General features: G+C 73.5%; 15 protein-coding genes and 2 tRNA genes. 6 read left to right on the top strand and 11 right to left on the bottom strand.

Features of this window, described 5'->3' with window-relative positions; all coding sequences use genetic code 11:
* Window positions 1-323: 323 nt before the first annotated feature.
* Entirely contained in the window at window positions 324-866 is a 543-nt protein-coding gene (locus tag ACFPL3_RS08215; RefSeq protein ID WP_343943265.1) for an EthD family reductase, read from the top strand.
* Window positions 867-920: 54 nt separating this feature from the next.
* On the opposite strand, the gene ACFPL3_RS08210 is transcribed toward ACFPL3_RS08215, so the two are convergent.
* The 4 genes from ACFPL3_RS08210 to ACFPL3_RS08195 form a co-directional block, all read right to left on the bottom strand.
* A tRNA-Arg gene (locus ACFPL3_RS08210) sits at window positions 921-996 on the bottom strand.
* 56 nt (window positions 997-1052) lie between these two features.
* Window positions 1053-1142, bottom strand: a tRNA-Ser gene (locus ACFPL3_RS08205).
* A 54-nt stretch (window positions 1143-1196) separates the two neighbouring features.
* Window positions 1197-3167 (bottom strand): acetoacetate--CoA ligase, encoded by a 1971-nt coding sequence (locus ACFPL3_RS08200; protein ID WP_343943266.1) that lies wholly within the window; start codon window positions 3165-3167, stop codon window positions 1197-1199.
* A gap of 63 nt (window positions 3168-3230) precedes the next feature.
* Window positions 3231-3929, bottom strand: a complete 699-nt coding sequence (locus tag ACFPL3_RS08195; protein ID WP_343943267.1) for a dienelactone hydrolase family protein — start codon at window positions 3927-3929, stop codon at window positions 3231-3233.
* Window positions 3930-3990: 61 nt separating this feature from the next.
* Here ACFPL3_RS08195 and hisC point away from each other — a divergent pair, with 61 nt between their 5' ends.
* Window positions 3991-5043 carry a histidinol-phosphate transaminase gene (gene hisC, locus ACFPL3_RS08190; protein ID WP_343943268.1) on the top strand — a complete coding sequence of 351 codons (1053 nt, stop codon included), beginning with the start codon at window positions 3991-3993 and terminating at the stop codon, window positions 5041-5043.
* A 64-nt stretch (window positions 5044-5107) separates the two neighbouring features.
* Here the strand turns inward: hisC and ACFPL3_RS08185 are convergent, their stop codons facing one another.
* Window positions 5108-5383, bottom strand: coding sequence for a GlsB/YeaQ/YmgE family stress response membrane protein (locus ACFPL3_RS08185; RefSeq protein ID WP_343943269.1), 276 nt, complete (start codon window positions 5381-5383; stop codon window positions 5108-5110).
* A gap of 138 nt (window positions 5384-5521) precedes the next feature.
* A complete protein-coding gene (locus tag ACFPL3_RS08180) occupies window positions 5522-6208 on the bottom strand; it encodes a response regulator transcription factor (RefSeq protein ID WP_343943270.1) in 687 nt (228 codons plus the stop codon).
* A gap of 306 nt (window positions 6209-6514) precedes the next feature.
* Here ACFPL3_RS08180 and ACFPL3_RS08175 point away from each other — a divergent pair, with 306 nt between their 5' ends.
* Complete coding sequence (locus tag ACFPL3_RS08175) at window positions 6515-7597, top strand: glycoside hydrolase family 16 protein (RefSeq protein WP_343943271.1); 1083 nt, start codon at window positions 6515-6517, stop codon at window positions 7595-7597.
* A gap of 74 nt (window positions 7598-7671) precedes the next feature.
* Here ACFPL3_RS08175 and ACFPL3_RS08170 read toward each other — a convergent pair whose 3' ends face one another.
* The 3 genes from ACFPL3_RS08170 to ACFPL3_RS08160 all read right to left on the bottom strand — a co-directional run bounded on the left by ACFPL3_RS08170 (window position 7672) and on the right by ACFPL3_RS08160 (window position 9693).
* Window positions 7672-8649 (bottom strand): MsnO8 family LLM class oxidoreductase, encoded by a 978-nt coding sequence (locus ACFPL3_RS08170; RefSeq protein ID WP_343943272.1) that lies wholly within the window; start codon window positions 8647-8649, stop codon window positions 7672-7674.
* A gap of 172 nt (window positions 8650-8821) precedes the next feature.
* The gene (locus ACFPL3_RS08165; protein ID WP_343943273.1) at window positions 8822-9031 is read right to left on the bottom strand and encodes a hypothetical protein; all 210 of its coding nucleotides are present in this window, start codon (window positions 9029-9031) and stop codon (window positions 8822-8824) included.
* 104 nt (window positions 9032-9135) lie between these two features.
* Complete coding sequence (locus ACFPL3_RS08160) at window positions 9136-9693, bottom strand: XRE family transcriptional regulator (RefSeq protein WP_343943274.1); 558 nt, start codon at window positions 9691-9693, stop codon at window positions 9136-9138.
* Window positions 9694-9742: 49 nt separating this feature from the next.
* On the opposite strand from ACFPL3_RS08160, the gene ACFPL3_RS08155 reads away from it, so the two are divergent.
* Window positions 9743-10528: a benzoate/H(+) symporter BenE family transporter gene (locus tag ACFPL3_RS08155; RefSeq protein ID WP_343943275.1), complete on the top strand. Its 786-nt coding sequence runs from the start codon at window positions 9743-9745 to the stop codon at window positions 10526-10528.
* Here the strand turns inward: ACFPL3_RS08155 and ACFPL3_RS08150 are convergent.
* Window positions 10518-12551: a M3 family metallopeptidase gene (locus tag ACFPL3_RS08150; protein ID WP_343943276.1), complete on the bottom strand. Its 2034-nt coding sequence runs from the start codon at window positions 12549-12551 to the stop codon at window positions 10518-10520. The two genes, ACFPL3_RS08155 and ACFPL3_RS08150, sit on opposite strands and share 11 nt — an antisense overlap.
* 6 nt (window positions 12552-12557) lie before the next feature.
* On the opposite strand from ACFPL3_RS08150, the gene ACFPL3_RS08145 reads away from it, so the two are divergent.
* Entirely contained in the window at window positions 12558-12977 is a 420-nt protein-coding gene (locus ACFPL3_RS08145) for a nucleotide triphosphate diphosphatase NUDT15 (RefSeq protein ID WP_343943277.1), read from the top strand.
* A 33-nt stretch (window positions 12978-13010) separates the two neighbouring features.
* Complete coding sequence (locus ACFPL3_RS08140; RefSeq protein ID WP_343943278.1) at window positions 13011-13787, top strand: arylamine N-acetyltransferase family protein; 777 nt, start codon at window positions 13011-13013, stop codon at window positions 13785-13787.
* Between the two features lie 59 nt (window positions 13788-13846).
* On the opposite strand, the gene ACFPL3_RS08135 is transcribed toward ACFPL3_RS08140, so the two are convergent.
* Window positions 13847-15259: a GMC family oxidoreductase gene (locus ACFPL3_RS08135; protein WP_343943279.1), complete on the bottom strand. Its 1413-nt coding sequence runs from the start codon at window positions 15257-15259 to the stop codon at window positions 13847-13849.
* Window positions 15260-15272: the final 13 nt, after the last annotated feature.

Genomic DNA, 15272 nt, shown 5'->3' with positions numbered 1-15272 from the left:
GCGACGACTCCAAGCTGCCGGAAGGACGAGCGGACGGAACTGCGGGGATACCGCGAGAAAAAGGAAGGCCGCGGACCACGCGCGTCGCGCCCGAGGCAGCGACCCACCTCCGGATGGACCAGGTCGACATCCGGACGTCCCGCGCCGGGCCGGAACGTGCCCGATGCGCGTCGTCAGCATCCGGTCGATCTGGCCCAACCCTCCGCATGTGGCGAAGTGCGGGTCAGGCTACCAGATGATCGCCGGGCTCAGGGAAGATCGTGACCGTATCCGCGAGACGCGCGTCACACGGGCTGGTCGGTCCGCATCGCCCCGGACGGACGATGACGCGCCCGGCCGAGCAGTCGGTTCAGGCCGGCGGTCGATGCGTGCCGAGGAATTCCGCGACGATGATCGCCGCGAAATCGTGGAGCGACGAGCGGCGGGACCCGAGCGCGGGGAAAGGCGGCGTCCCGATCTCCCACATCCTGGGATTCCGTGTCGCCGTCGGGTCCCATCCACTAGAGATGAACCAGATCCCGCGGGCGCCGCGGGCCCGGCAGCGGAGGTCCCTCGTGTTCCAGGTAACCGTTCTGTACAACCACCCCGAAGACCCGGCGAAGTTCGACGCGCATTACGACGAGGTCCACGCGCCGCTCGCCACCACGATCCCCGGTTTGCAGCGCTACACGGTGAGCCGGCCGGGACCGGGCCCCGACGGCGCGAAGCCGCCGTACTACCTCGTGGCCGTGCTGGAGTTCGAGTCCGAGGCGGCGTACGGCGCGGGCATGTCGGGACCGGAGGGGAAGGCGGCGGTTGCGGACCTGGCCAACTTCGCCACCGCCGGCGCCGCGGTGATGGCGGGATCAGCCGTGTCCGTGGTCTGACGCGAGAACGTCACAGGCCGCCGCGGATGGTCCCGCGGCGGCCTGTGACTGGCGTGGTGCGCCCGAAGGGATTCGAACCCCTAACCTTCTGATCCGTAGTCAGATGCTCTATCCGTTGAGCTACGGGCGCGTGCTGTTCAGTTGTACACCATGCCATGACCGACCTCGCAGTCGGCCATGCAAGCGCGGAGGCTCCGGGATTTGAACCCGGGATGGGGGGTGACCCCAAACCGCATTAGCAGTGCGGCGCCATAGACCAGACTAGGCGAAGCCTCCCGGGGCCTCTCGGCCTCCAGCACGCACCAGAGTACATGGGCCCGTCCAGGGCGTTCACGACCCCCCGGCTGCGAGGGCGAGGAAGGGGGCGAGGGCGTCCGGGTTCTGGAGGGCGCCGCGGCTCACCGCCCGCTCCGGCGGGGTGCCCGCGAGGATCTTCTTGACCGGCACCTCGCACTTCTTGCCGTTCAGGGTGCGGGGGATCGCCTGGACCGCCACGAACCGGTCGGGCACGTGGCGGGGCGAGAGCTCCGTGCGCAGGGCCCGGCGCAGCGCGGGCTCCACGTCCTCGAGCGTGGTGCCCTCGGCGAGGACGAGGAAGCAGAGCAGGGCCCCCTCGTCGCGGGCGCCGAGCTCGGTGGTGTCGATCACGAGCGAGTCGAGGACCTGCTCGAAGCCCTCGACCACGGCGTAGAAGTCGGCGGTGCCCATCCGCACGCCGCCGCGGTTGAGCGTGGAGTCGCTACGGCCGTAGATGACGTAGGAGCCGCGGTGCGTGCGGCGGACCCAGTCGCCGTGCCGCCAGACACCGGGGAACTCGTCGAAGTACGCCTCCCGCAGGCGGGTGCCGTCCGGGTCGTTCCAGAACGCCACCGGCATCGACGGCATCGGCCGGGTGATCACGAGCTCACCGACCTCGTCGACGAGCTCCTCACCCTTCTCGTCGTAGGACACGACCGCCGCGCCGAGCGAGGCGCAGCTGATCTCGCCGAGCCACACGGGCACGTCCGGGGCCGAGCCCACGAACGCGGCGCACACGTCCGTGCCGCCCGACACCGAGCAGATCTGCACGTGCTCGCCGACCGCGTCCCCGACCCAGCGGAAACCCTCGGCCGACAGCGGGGCGCCCGTGGAGCCGAGCGCGCGCAGCGCACCGAGGTCGAACTCGTCGCGGGGCCGCAGCCCCGCCTTGAGGCCCGCCTGGACGAACGGCGCGGACGTGCCGAAGTAGGTGACCCGGTGCCGCTCGGCGAGCCGCCACAGCGCACCCAGGTCGGGGTGGCCGGGGTTGCCGTCGAACAGGATCACCGTCGTCTCGACGAGAAGGCCGCCGATGAGGAAGTTCCACATCATCCAGCCGGTGGTCGTGAACCAGAAGAAGCGCTCGCCCGGCCCGAGCTCCATCTGCAGCCCGAGCGCCTTGACGTGCTCCAGCACGATCCCGCCGTGGCCGTGCACGATGCCCTTCGGCAGGCCCGTGGTGCCGGACGAGTAGAGCACCCAGAGCGGGTGGTCGAACGGCACCGGCTCGAACGCCAGCTCGCCGGGGGTGCCGGTGAACTCGGCCCACGGGATCGCACCGTCGAGGCCCGCGGACTCGTCCAGGTACGGCACGAGCACGGTGGCGGCGAGGGTGGGCAGCTTCTCGCGCAGCTCCTGCACCGTGCCGCGGACGTCGAACCGCTTGCCGCCGTAGACGTAGCCGTCGACGGCCAGCAGGACGGTGGGCTCGATCTGGGAGAACCGGTCGTGCACGGCCCGGGCGCCGAAGTCCGGGGAGCACGACGACCAGATCGCCCCGAGGCTCGCCGCGGCGAGGAAGGTGACCAGCGTCTCGATGCTGTTGGGCGCCAGCGCGACGACGCGATCGCCCCGGCCGACGCCTGCCCGGACGAGCCCGGCGCGGGCCCGGCCGACGAGGTCGCGCAGCTCCCCGCGGGTGAGCTCGCGCTCGAGGCCGTCCTCCCGCACGAAGACCACCGCGAGGTCGTCGTCGGCGCCGGGCACGAGGGCGTGCTCGGCGTAGTTCAGCGTGGCGCCGGGGAACCACTCGGCGCCGGGCATCGCGATGCTCCCCAGCACCGCGGTGGGCTGGTCGTGGAACCGCACGCCCATGAACTCCGCCACCGCGGACCAGAAGCCCTCGAGGTCACCGACCGACCAGTCGTGCAGCGCCGCGTAGTCACCGAACTCGAGCCCGCGGTGCGCGCGCACCCAGTCGGTGAACTCGGCCAACCGGCCCCGGTGGTCGGGGTCGGGGGTCCACAGAACCTCAGGGGAGTCGGGGGCCTCGGCGCCGGTCATACGCGCAGCATGCAGTCCGGCGACCCGACGCGCCAGAGCCCGTCCCAGCGGGAATGGCGCGTATCACCGCAGGTGGGAGTCGAACCAGTTGAGGGTGCGCTGCCAGGCCTCGGCGGCCACGTCGGGGTCGTCGTCGAAGCGGTGACCCCGCTGCGGGTAGACCACCACGTCGGTGGCCACCCGGGACGACGCCGCGGCGTCGCGCAGCCTGCTGACCTCGGGGTCGGGCTCGCCGGGGTCGGCCTCGCCGTAGATGCCGAGCCAGGGGCAGGTCAGGCCGGGGGCGGCGTCGACCAGCGCCGGCAACCCGCTCGCCGGGGCCGACGCGACCCGGTCGCCCGCCACCGTGACGGCGGCGCCGAGCGTGCGTTTGGCGGCCACGAGCAGGGCGACCGAGCCGCCGAGGTCGAAGCCGATCACTCCCATCCGGTCGGGGGCGACGTCGTGGTCGGCGAGCCAGCCGAACGCGGTGTCCGTGTCGGCCATCACCTGCTCGCCCTCGAGCCGGTCGACCTGTTGCTGGACCTCGTCGTCGGCGCCGTCGAGCTCGTCGGCGCCGTCGCGGTGGTAGAGGTGTGGTGCGACGGCCAGCCAGCCGTCCGCAGCGAGGCCGTGCACGATGCCGCGTACCGAGTCGGTGACACCCCGTGCCTCGTGCAGCACCACGATCCCCCCGCGGATCGCGCTGACCGGTTCTGCGACGGTGAGACGCAGCGCACTGCCGTCGACCAACGGGACGGTCTCGGTGCGGATGTCGGTCATGGAGCCAGGGTGTCACGGCTGGGTGAAGTCGGCGGCCCCGGGCACGGATACCGTGACCCTCATGACGCTGATCCGCCCGGACCTCGACACCCTTCCGGCATACGTGCCCGGGAAGACCATCCCGGGCGCGATCAAGCTGGCGAGCAACGAGGTGTCGCTGCCGCCGACGCCGCACGTGCTCGAGGCGATCGCGGAGGCGGCCGCCACCGGCAACCGGTACCCCGACCTCGCCGTCACCGGGCTCACCGCGCGGCTGGCGCAGGCGAAGGGGGTGGCGGCCGAGCGGATCGCGGTGGGCTGCGGGTCGGTGAGCCTGTGCCAGCAGCTGGTGCAGGCCACGTGCCGGGAGCCCGAGGACGAGGTCGTGTTCGCGTGGCGCTCGTTCGAGGCCTACCCCATCGTCACCCAGATCGGCGGGGCCACGATCCGGACCGTCCCGCTGGACGCCGAGTTCCGCCACGACGTCGACGCGCTGGCCGCCGCGGTCGGGCCGCGCACCCGGCTCGTCTTCGTCTGCAGCCCGAACAACCCGACGGGCACGGTGGTCACGCGCGCCGAGCTGGAGCGCCTGCTCGCCGCCGTGCCGCGGGACGTGCTCGTGGCGCTGGACGAGGCGTACCACGAGTACGTCACCGAGCCGGACACCGTCGACGGCATGGACCTGGTGGACGCCCACCCCAACCTCGTGGTGCTCCGCACGTTCTCGAAGGCCTACCGGCTGGCCGCACTGCGCGTCGGGTACGCGATCGCGTCCCCCGAGGTGGCCACCGCGCTGCGCAAGGTCTGCTCGCCGTTCAGCGTGAGCACCGTGGCCCAGGCAGCGGCCATCGCCGCGCTGGACGACGAGGAGGCGCTGCTCGCCGCGTGCGCCGGGGTGGTCGAGGAACGGGTGCGGGTGCGCGACGCGCTGCTCGACGCGGGCTTCACCGTGCCGCCCACCCAGGCCAACTTCGTGTGGCTCGCCCTCGGTGAGCGCACCACCGCGTTCGCGGCGCACTGCCTCGACCACAAGGTCGTGGTGCGCCCGTTCCACCCCGACGGCGTCCGCGTCACCATCTCCTCACCGGAGGAGAACGACGCGTTCCTCGCCGCCGCGCGCGCGTTCGGGCGCTAGCAGGACGCGGACGACAACGGCCCGGCCCCGAACTGCTCGGAACCGGGCCGGTGACCGGAGGGCGTCAGCGCGTGACGCCGCGCTTGCTGTAGATGCCCGCGACGACGGTGACGCCGATCGCGGCCACGACGATCTGCATGATCAGCTCGATCCAGTCGATGCCGCCCGTGTCGGCGACGCCGAACAGACCGGCGATCCAGGTGCCGATGAAGGCCGCCACGATCCCGACCAGGATGGTGAGCCAGATCGGGATGTTCTGCTTCCCTGGCGCCACGAGGCGACCGACGAACCCGATGATCGCTCCGATGATGATGGCGGTGATGATCCCGGTAATGGTCATTCGAGCTCCCGAGTCTCGTCCGGGCCGCTCCCCTCGCGGCACGTGTACGCATTGGGTAGCACGGTGTGACCAGGGTCGCACTATGCAGCCGGATAAGCCACCCGGTCGGGCCGACTTCCGCAACGATTACGGTCTCGATCAGGCCTCGAGGACGTAACCCTCACCACGGACGGTGCGGATGCGCTCCGCGCCGATCTTGCGCCGCAGGTAGGAGATGTAGACCTGCACCAGGTTGGACGAGGCGGGCTCCGACCACACCTCGCGGGCCAAGCGGTGCGGCGGCACCACCTCCCCCGGCTCCGCGAGCAGGGACATCAGCAGCGCGTACTCGGTGGGCGAGAGCGACACCGGCTGGCCGTCGACGCTCACGTCGCCGAACTCCGTGTCGACGACGAGCTCGCCGTGGCGCAGCACGGTGTTCTCGACGGCCGGCCCGAGCCGCAGGCGCAGCCGGATCCGGGCCGCCAGCTCGTCGACGGCGAACGGGCGCACGAGGAAGTCGTCGCGGTCGCCGCGCAACAGGCCGAGCAGGCCGACCCTGCGTTCGCGGGGCGTGACGGCGATGACCGGCACGTTCGGCGCCTCGCTGTGCACGGCCGCCAGAACGGCTGCCTGGTCGGGGCCCGGGAGCTCGACGTCGAGCACGATCAGGGCGGGGTCCCGGTTGCGCACGGCGTCGAGCACGCCGATGCCGTCGGTCACGGGGCTGACCGACACACCCTCCGAGCGGAGGCTGCGCAGCACCGAGGCCGACGCCGCCGTGGGGGGCAGTGCGAGCAGGACGTGGTTGGTGGTCAGGGGCATCGTGTTCGGGGGCACGGACACACGCGCCGACGCTGCGGTCGACGTGTACGAGGACGCACCCCCCGGGGGAGCAGCGGGGAGCATCGCCAGACACCTTGGCCCAACTGGCGGCGAGTAACAATCGGCTAACGGAGCGACATCACCCTCACGCGTACGGCGCAGGGGTGGCGGCTGAGAGGGTGATTACTCCAATAGGAGTACAGATTCCTCAGGAGATCACCGATCTGGTGCGTTCCGGCGCGCACAACCTACCCCTTGGCGCGTGCGAGCAACCCCGACTCTCAGGTTTCCGATCACAGGTCGTCATCGTCCCTATGGTTCGACCCCATGCGAAGGACCACCTCCGCACGGGGCGGTCGCCCGGGCTCAGCCACCAGCGGCAGTGACGCCGTCACGGGCACGGGCCGGCACCGGATCCCGTCCCGCCACGCGGAGGCCGTCGTCACCACCGACGCGCCCCGCCCGAACTCGATGGCCAAGCGGCTCGCGCCCCTCGCGGTCGGCGGCGTCGTCATGCTCGTCGCCACGCTGGTCGCCACGCTCGCGCAGCCGCCCGACGACCCGTCGCTCGCGGCCCAGGAACTCAGCACCTCCGTGGCCGCCACGGAGCCGGCCCAGTCGCCACCCCCGCCGCCCGAGCCCACCCCGGAACCCACGCCGGAGCCGAGCGCCGCACCGCAGGCGGCGGCCGAGCCCAGCGCCGAACCCGAGCCGGCGAACAAGCCGTCCGCCACCCAGCGCAAGTCGGCGGGCGGCGAGAAGAAGGCCGCCGCGGCTTCCGGCAAGGGCGAAGGCAAGTCGGCCGCAGCCGCCAAGGGTTGGACGCGCGTGGGCGGCGACGAGTTCAACGGCGGGATGAGCCCGCAGTGGAGCCCCTACGACAGCGAGGGCCACGCCGGGAACGGCCGCCGCACCCCGGACGCCATCAGCGTCGAGAACGGCATGCTCGTGATCCGCGGTGACTCCAAGGGCAACACCGGCGGCATGTCCTGGAAGGAGGACCAGCGCTTCGGGCGCTGGGAGATGCGCGCCCGGTTCCCCAAGGGCGACGACCAGTACCACCCGGTGCTGATCCTCTGGCGGGAGAGCGGCGGCAAGGAGAACGGCGAGGTCGACTTCGCCGAGACCACGAGCGCGTCCGACGACGTGTCGTTCTTCCTGCACTACGGCAGCGAGCAGGAGTACGCCAAGAAGGTCCTCGACATCACCCAGTGGCACAACTACGCCGTGGAGTGGGTGGACGGCCGCATCACCGGCTACATCGACGGCGTCAAGTGGTTCGAGAGCACGGACGAGAAGACCCTTCCGCCCGGCAAGATGCACCCCACGATCCAGCTCGACTACTTCCCCGAGGGCGGCTCGCCGAAGCCCACCGAGATGCACGTCGACTACATGCGGGTCTACCGCTAGCTCGCTCCCGCTTCTCGGACCACCGCGGATACCCCGTCCCGCCCGGCGCTCCCCACCGGGCGGGACGGGATGTTTCAGGGGGTGGCGAGCAGCCGCGCCAGGCGGGCGTCGGACTCGCGCAGCGCCGCCAGGTCGTACGTGGAGGTCGAGGCGAGCAGCTCGTCGGCCCCGGTGCGGTCGAACAGGTCAGCGAGCTCGGCGGCCACCGCGGCCTCGTCGCCGTGCACGGTGTGGCCGATCGCGTCCTCCACGACCGTGCGCTGCCGCGGCGACAGCGCGCGGTCCGGGTCGACCGGCTCCAGCGCCGGGAACCGGCCCGTGGTGCGCGCCGCGGCCAGCGCCCACGCCTCCGGGAGGGCGAGCTCGCGGGCTGCCGCCGGGGAGTCGGCGATGAGCACGTCCAGCGACACCACCACGTACGGGCGGGCGCCCGCGGCCCGGGCCCGCGCCCGGTAGTCGTCGATTGCCGAGCCGATGTCGGGGCTGTCCAGCACCGGCCCGCCGAGCACGACCGGCAGGCCCGCGTCGCCCGCGACTTCGAGCCCGCGGCCCGTCGCGAGCACGTACACCGGCACCGGGCGCTCCAGCCGGGGCCGGGCGGTGACCGGTGCGCTGCCGTCGAGGTAGGAGCGCAGCTCCTCGAGATCGGAGGCGAAGGTGTCCGGTGCGTCGGCCTCGCGGCGCAGGGCCGCACGGACCGGCGCGGTGAACCCCAGCGAGCGCCCCACCCCGAGGTCGATCCGACCCGGGAAGAGCGCGTCGAGCATCGCGAACTGCTCGGCGACGACGAGCGGCTGGTGGTTGGGCAGCATCACGCCGCCCGAGCCGACGCGGATGCGTGCGGTGCGCGCCGCGACCGCGGCGATCAGCACCGGCGGGCTCCCGCTCGCGATGCCCGGCACCGCGTGGTGCTCGGCCACCCAGAACCGGTGGTAGCCGAGCTGCTCGGCGTGCCGCGCCCGTTCGACCGTGTGGCGGAGCGCGGCCGCGTCGGGCTCGCCTGCGCGCGTGCGCGAGCGGTCCAGCAACGAGAGCGCGACCTCCGGAACCACACCGGGGGCAACCGGTGAACGCCATCCGCCATTCCGGGGGCCGGCTGTTGCGCATCTCGCCCGCGCAAACGCGGGACTCGCCCGGTGGTGCGGGGGACTCGCGCACACTGGGGGGTCGCGAGTCCCCCGTCTCAGCGGGCGAGTTGCGCGTTTCGGAGGGCGCCGGGGACGGTCAGCGCGGGCGCTTCGAGTGGGGGCGGCCGCCGCGGACCCGGGCGGCCTGGTCGGCGCGCGGGCCGACGTGGGTGGGCTCGGCCTTCTTGGCCTTGGCCCTGCGGGCGGCGCGGTTGAGCGGGGCGGGCTCCTCCTCCGGCGCGGTGGCCGGATCGACCTCCACGACGGGTTCGGGCTGCTCGGACGCGGGCGGAACGGGCTGGGACACGGAGAACCTCCGAGATCGTGGGACGGGACGGGCGGCGCTCAGAGGATCACCGGCACAGCCTAGTTCCCGGCGGCCTGCGTGGCCCGGACTTTCCGCGCGTCCGTTCAGCGGGTTCGCGGCGACCGGATCAACAGGCTCGCCAGCACGTCGTCCCCGCCGACGGCCGCGTACGCGTGGGGTACGTCCGCGGGCCACTCGACGTGCACTCCCGGCCCCGCGCGCATCGGGGCGTCCACCGGGCCGCCCTCGAGCACGCCGGTGAACACCGTGAGGTGCTCGGTGACGCCCGCGTGGTGCGCGGGAGAGCGCTGCGCGAGCCCCGCCGGGATGCGCAGGTGGCACAGCTCGTAGGTGACCGGGCCGTCGTCGAACACCCGGAGGACCTCGACCTGCACCGCGGTGCCGCGCAGGGCGGCGGGCGTGCTCAGCAGGGCGGTCAGCGGCAGGTCGAGGGCGGTGGCCACCGCGTGCAGGGTGTCGAGGGTGGGGTTGCGCGTGCCGGCCTCCAGGCCGGAGAGCGTGGCCTTGCCCACCGCCGCGCGGCGGGCGAGCTCCGACAGCGACATCCCGCGCCGTTCCCGCAGCTCCCGCACCCGGCGCCCGACCTCGGCCGCCCCTTCCGCGAGGGCCGGCCGCGCAACACCGTCGCTCGCTGCGGTCACGTCGGATATCGTCTCACCGTTCCGTAAACGGAACGGGTCTGAGGCACGGGTGCGACTCCAACCCGTACTGGCCGGCGTGGTGACGGCCCTGGTCGGCTTCGCGGGCGCGTTCGCCGTGGTGCTCGCGGGGCTGCGCGCCGCGGGCGCCGACGAGCGCGAGGCGGCGTCCGGCCTGCTGGTGCCGTGCCTGGCCTGCGGGCTGGTGTCGCTCGTGCTGGGCCTGCGCCACCGGATCCCGATCAGCATCGCCTGGTCCACGCCGGGCGCGGCGCTGCTGATCACGGCGGGCACCCCGCCCGGGGGCTTCCCGGCCGCGGTCGGCGCGTTCCCGGTCTGCGGCGTACTCATCCTGTTGGCCGGGCTGGTGCCCGCCGTCGGGCGACTGATCGAGCTGATCCCGGTGCCCCTCGCGAGCGCGATGCTGGCCGGCGTGCTCGTCGAACTCTGCCTCGCCCCGGTCCGGGCGCTGGCGGAGGTCCCGCTGCTCGCCGCCCCGGTGATCGCGGCCTGGGCGCTCGTCGGCCGGTTCTCCCGCACGTGGGCGGTGCCCGCCGCGCTCGCGGTAGCGGTCGTCGCGATCGCGCTGACCGGCCCCGGCACCGGCGCCGTGGCGCTCGCCCCCGCACTCGTCTGGACCACGCCCGTGTTCGACCCCGCCACCCTCGCCGGGCTCGGGTTCCCGCTCTTCCTCGTGACGATGGCCTCGCAGAACGTGCCGGGCGGCGCCGCCAGGAGGCCACGCAAAGTGGGCATGATCGTTGATCTGGCGCAAAATCCGACGCAAGGTGTCGGAAAACGCGCCAGACCGGCGATCATGGCCGCGCTCAGCGCGTGAGCCCCCGGCGCACCAGGAGCGGCCCCAGCTCCGGGTCGCGCCCGCGGAACGCCCGGTAGGCCTCCATCGGGTCCACGGCACCGCCCCGGGAGAGCAGCTCCCGGCGGAAGACGTCGCCGTTCTCCCGCCGCAGGCCACCGTTCTCGGCGAACCATTCGACGGTGTCGGCGTCGAGCACCTCGCTCCAGATGTAGGAGTAGTAGGCGGCGCTGTACCCACCGCCGAAGATGTGGTTGAAGTAGGTGGTGCGGTAGCGGGGCGGCGCGGTCGGCTCCGCGATCCCGGCGGCGGCGAGCGCGTCGGCCTCGAACCGCTCGACGTCGGTGACGGTGTCGCCGGGCCCGAGCCGGTGCCACGCCTGGTCCAGGAGGGTGGCGGCGAGGTACTCGGTGGTGGCGAACCCCTCGCCGAACCGCCGCGACGCCGCCAGCCGCTCGACCACCTCCGCGGGGAGCGGTTCGCCGGTCTCGTGGTGGCGCGCGTAGTTCGCGAGCACCTCCGGGTCCTCCAGCCACATCTCGTTGACCTGCGACGGGAACTCCACGAAGTCGCGGGGCACCGACGTACCGGAGAACGTCGGGTACCGCACGTCGGAGAGCAGGCCGTGCAGGGCGTGGCCGAACTCGTGGAAGAGGGTGCGCACGTTGTCGACGGTGAGCAGGGTGGGCTCGCCGTCGGCGGGCTTGACGATGTTGAGGGTGTTCAGCACCACCGGCTCGGTGCCCAGCAGGTGGGACTGGTCGACGAAGGAGTTCATCCAGGCGCCGCCGCGCTTGGAGTCGCGGGCGTAGAAGTCGGCGACGAACAGGCCGAGTTGCTCGTCGCCGTCGAACACGTCGAAGACGCGCACGTCGGGGTGGTAGCGCGGCAGGTCGTCGCGCTCGGCGAAACGCAGCCCGTAGAGCCGGTTCGCGGCGTGGAAGACACCGTCGTGCAGCACGCGCTCCAGCTCGAAGTACGGGCGCAGCGCGTCGGTGTCGATGTCGAAGCGCTCCTTGCGTACGCGCTCCGCGTAGAAGGCGCGGTCCCACGCCTCGATCGGGAACCCGGCGGCCTCCGACAGCTCGGCGGCCTCGGCCCGCGCGTTGGCCGCCGCGATCGGCGCCAGCTTGCCGAGCATCGCGTCGATCGCCTCGACGGTGCCCGCGGTGCCGACCTCCACCGCCCAGGATGCGTGGTGGGGGTGCCCGAGCAGCGCCGCCCGCTCGGCGCGCAACGCGACCATGCGCAGCACGATGTCGCGCGTGTCGTGCTCGCCACCCAGCCCGCGCTCGGTACTCGCCCGGTGCAGCCGCTCGCGCAGGCCCCGGTCGGTGAGCGAGGCGAGCGCGGGCTGTCCCGTGGGCAGCACGAGCGTGAGCAGGAACGAACCCTCGTGCCCGCGTTCGGCCGCGGCCCGGGCCGCCGCCGACACCGCGTCCGCGGGCAGGCCGGCGAGCTGCGCCTCGTCCTCGACGAGCACGGCCGCCGCGTTGGCCCCCGCGAGCAACCGGGTGCCGAACTCCGTGGACAGCGCCGAGAGCTCCGCGTTCAGCTCCTTGAGCCGCTCCTGCTCGGCCGGCGCGAGGCGGGCGCCCGCGCGGACGGCGTCGCGGTGCATCCGTTCCAGCAGCCGCAGCGACTCCGGGTCGAGGTCCAGGTCGTGGCGCGCCGCGAACAGTGCCTCGATGCGGGTGAACAGCACCGGGTCGAGCGTGATCGCGTCGGCGTGTGCGGCGAGCTGCGGCGCCACCTGCGCCTCGATCTCCCGGATCCCCGGCGTGCTGCACGAACCGACCAGCGTGAAGAACACGTCGGCCACCCGGCGCAAGGTGGCCCCGGACCGCTCCAGCGCGACGACCGTGTTCTCGAACGTCGCGGGCCCCGGGTCGGCCGTGATCGCCTCGACCTCCGCCCGCTGCTCGGCCATCCCGGCGGTGAACGCCGGGAGGAAGTGCTCCTCGCGGATCGCGTCGAAGTCGGGGAACCCGAACGGCAGGGGGCTGGGGGTGAGGAACGGGTTGCCGGTCACCCGCGCGAGCATAGGTCCGTGGCACAGGTTCGGGTCGGGGTCGGAGCGGTGGTGCGCGACGGCGCACGGGTCCTCGTGATGCGCCGGGCGGGCGCCCACGGCGCCGGGACGTGGGGGCTGCCGGGCGGGCACCAGGAGTACGGCGAGTCGCCCGAGGGGGCGGCCGCGCGCGAGACGTTGGAGGAGACCGGGCTCGTCGTCCGGCCGACCGCGCGGCTGGGTTTCACCGACGACCCCATGCTCGAGATCGGCCGGCACTACGTGACGTTGTTCATCGGCTGCACCGTCGTCGCGGGTGAACCGGAGGTGCGCGAGCCGGAGAAGGCCACGGCGCTGGCCTGGCTCACGGCCGATGAGCTGCGCGCGCGGCGCGCCGACCTCTTCGCACCGCTCGGCCGTTGCCTCGACGGGGGCCTGCTGGACGCGAAACCTGCTTGACCTGAACCCCTGTTCAGGTCGCAGGCTTCGACCATGGACGTCGCCGCCTACCTGTCGCGGATCGGAGCATCGCAGCCGGCCGCCCCCACGAGCGCCTCGCTCACCGCTCTGCACCGGGCGCACGTCCGGTCCGTGCCCTTCGAGGACTACGACGTCCACACGGGGGTCGCGATCTCGCTGGACCCCGCCGCGCTGGAACGCAAGATCGTCCGGCGGCGGCGCGGCGGGTACTGCTACGAGCTGAACGGGCTGTTCGGGCTGCTGCTGCGGGAGCTGGGTTTCGCGGTGACGTTCGTCGCGGCGTTCTCCCTCGACGACGACGGCACCCGGGGGCCGGAGGGCGACCACCTGCGGCTGCTCGTGGACGCCGTGGACGGCAGCTGGATCGTCGACGTCGGCAACGGTGCGCGGTGGCCCGAGCCGGTGCCGCGGCGGCCGGGGGTGCACGGCCCCGTGCAGGTGCGCCGCGACGGCGACGTCTGGTGGACCGCGGAGCGGCGTGGCAACGGTGAGTGGGAGCGGGGCTGGGCGTGGACCGCGCAGCCGCGGGTGCTCGCCGACTTCACCGAGCGCAACCGCTACCAGCAGTACGACCCGTGCTCGGACTTCGTGGGGCGCCGCCTGGCCGCGATCGCGACGCCCACCGGGCGGATCTCGCTGGTCAACGGCGTCTTCGCGGAGCTGGCGGACGGGCAGCGCACCGAGCGGGAGGTGGCCCCCGACGAGGAGTGGGCCCTGCTCGCCGACCGCTTCGGCATCGTGCTGGACCGCCAGTGGGCCGAGCGGGTGCCCCAGCTCGCCGGCTGCTGACCAGAGCAGGCCCAGGCTCCCTCGTGAGTGGATACGAGTGCTGGAGTACTCGTATCCACTCACAGCATGAGTTGGGCGGCCTTCTCCCCGATCGCGACGGCGGTGGCCGCGGTGCCGCGCCGCGGCACGGCGGGCAGCACCGAGGTGTCGGCCACGCGCAGCCCGGCGATCCCGTGCACCCGCAGCTGCGGGTCGACCACCGGCCCGATCGCGGCGCTCCCGGACAGGTGCACGGCCGTGCTCAGGTGGGCTCCGATCCAGGCGTCGAGCTCGCGGTCGCTGCCCAGGACGTCACCGCCGGGGGCCACGCGGGTGCCGACGCCTGCGCGCAGCAGGTCGGCAGCGGTGCGGATCGCGTGGCGCAGGAGCCTGCGGTCGTGCTCGGTGCGCAGGTACCGGTAGTGGATCTCGGGCCGCTCGCGCGGGTCGGGCGAGGCGGGCACGATCGCACCGCGGCTCACGGGGGCGGCCACCATGCACATCAGGTGCAGCTCGCCTGCGGGCGTGAAGGGCCGGACGAACGCGAGCACCTCGACGTCGCCCCCGGGATCGGAGCCGGCGTCCCAGTCGAGCGCGGCCTGGCTGCCCGGGCCCTGCGGGTGGACCGGCGGGTCGGTGGTGGTGAACGGCACGAACACCGCGGGGTGGTCGGACCACCCCTGCCCCACCGGCAGGTCGCGCACGACCGGCAGGCCGGCGGCGTGCAGCACGTCGGCCGGGCCGATCCCGGAGAGCATCAGCAGGTGCGGGGTGGCCACGGCGCCCGCGGTGAGCACCACCTCCCCGGCCTCCACGCTCGTGCCGTCGAGTAGCTCGACCCCGCGCGCCCGGTGGCCGTGGAGGAGCACCCGGGCGGCAGGCGCCCCGGTCCGCACGGTCAGGTTCGGGCGCTCGCCCGCGAGGTAGGCGTCCACCGCGCTGGTGCGGGTGCCGCGCGGCGCGTTGCCCGGCACGAGCCCCGCGCCGGGCGGGCCACCCGCGTTCTTGTCGGCCTCCAGGCGGTGACCGAGCCGCTGCGCGGCCTCCAGGAACCGTTCGGCCACCGGGTGCAGGAGCGGCCCGGCCGGGCGCCCGACGGCGACGGGCCCGCGGTCGCCGTGGCCCGGCGCGTCCGGCAGGTCCAGATCGTGCTCGGCGCGCACGTAGTGCGGGAGCAGGTCCGCCCACGCCCATCCCGGCACGCCCCAGCCCGCGGCGTCGGCAGGGGTGGCGCGCAGCCAGGTGGCACCGTTGATCACGCTCGACCCGCCGAGGACCCGTCCGCGGGGCACCGCGACGGTGTGGCCCGGACGCAGCTCGGCGGCGTAGGACCAGTTCAGCGGGTGACCGGGGCGCGCCCCGTCGAGCCAGTCCGGGGCCACGGCGACGGGCCCGGCCTCGAGCAGCAGCACCCGCCGGGCCGGGTTCTCGGCGAGCCGCCCCGCGAGCGCGCAGCCCGCGGAACCGGCGCCCACCACGACCACGTCGTACACATCAGGGAGGATG

This window comes from Pseudonocardia zijingensis (assembly GCF_042657305.1).
GTDB classification, from domain to species: domain Bacteria; phylum Actinomycetota; class Actinomycetes; order Mycobacteriales; family Pseudonocardiaceae; genus Pseudonocardia; species Pseudonocardia zijingensis.
The sequence above is the reverse complement of the archived record's forward strand: the minus strand, read 5'-3'. Positions and strand labels throughout refer to the sequence as shown.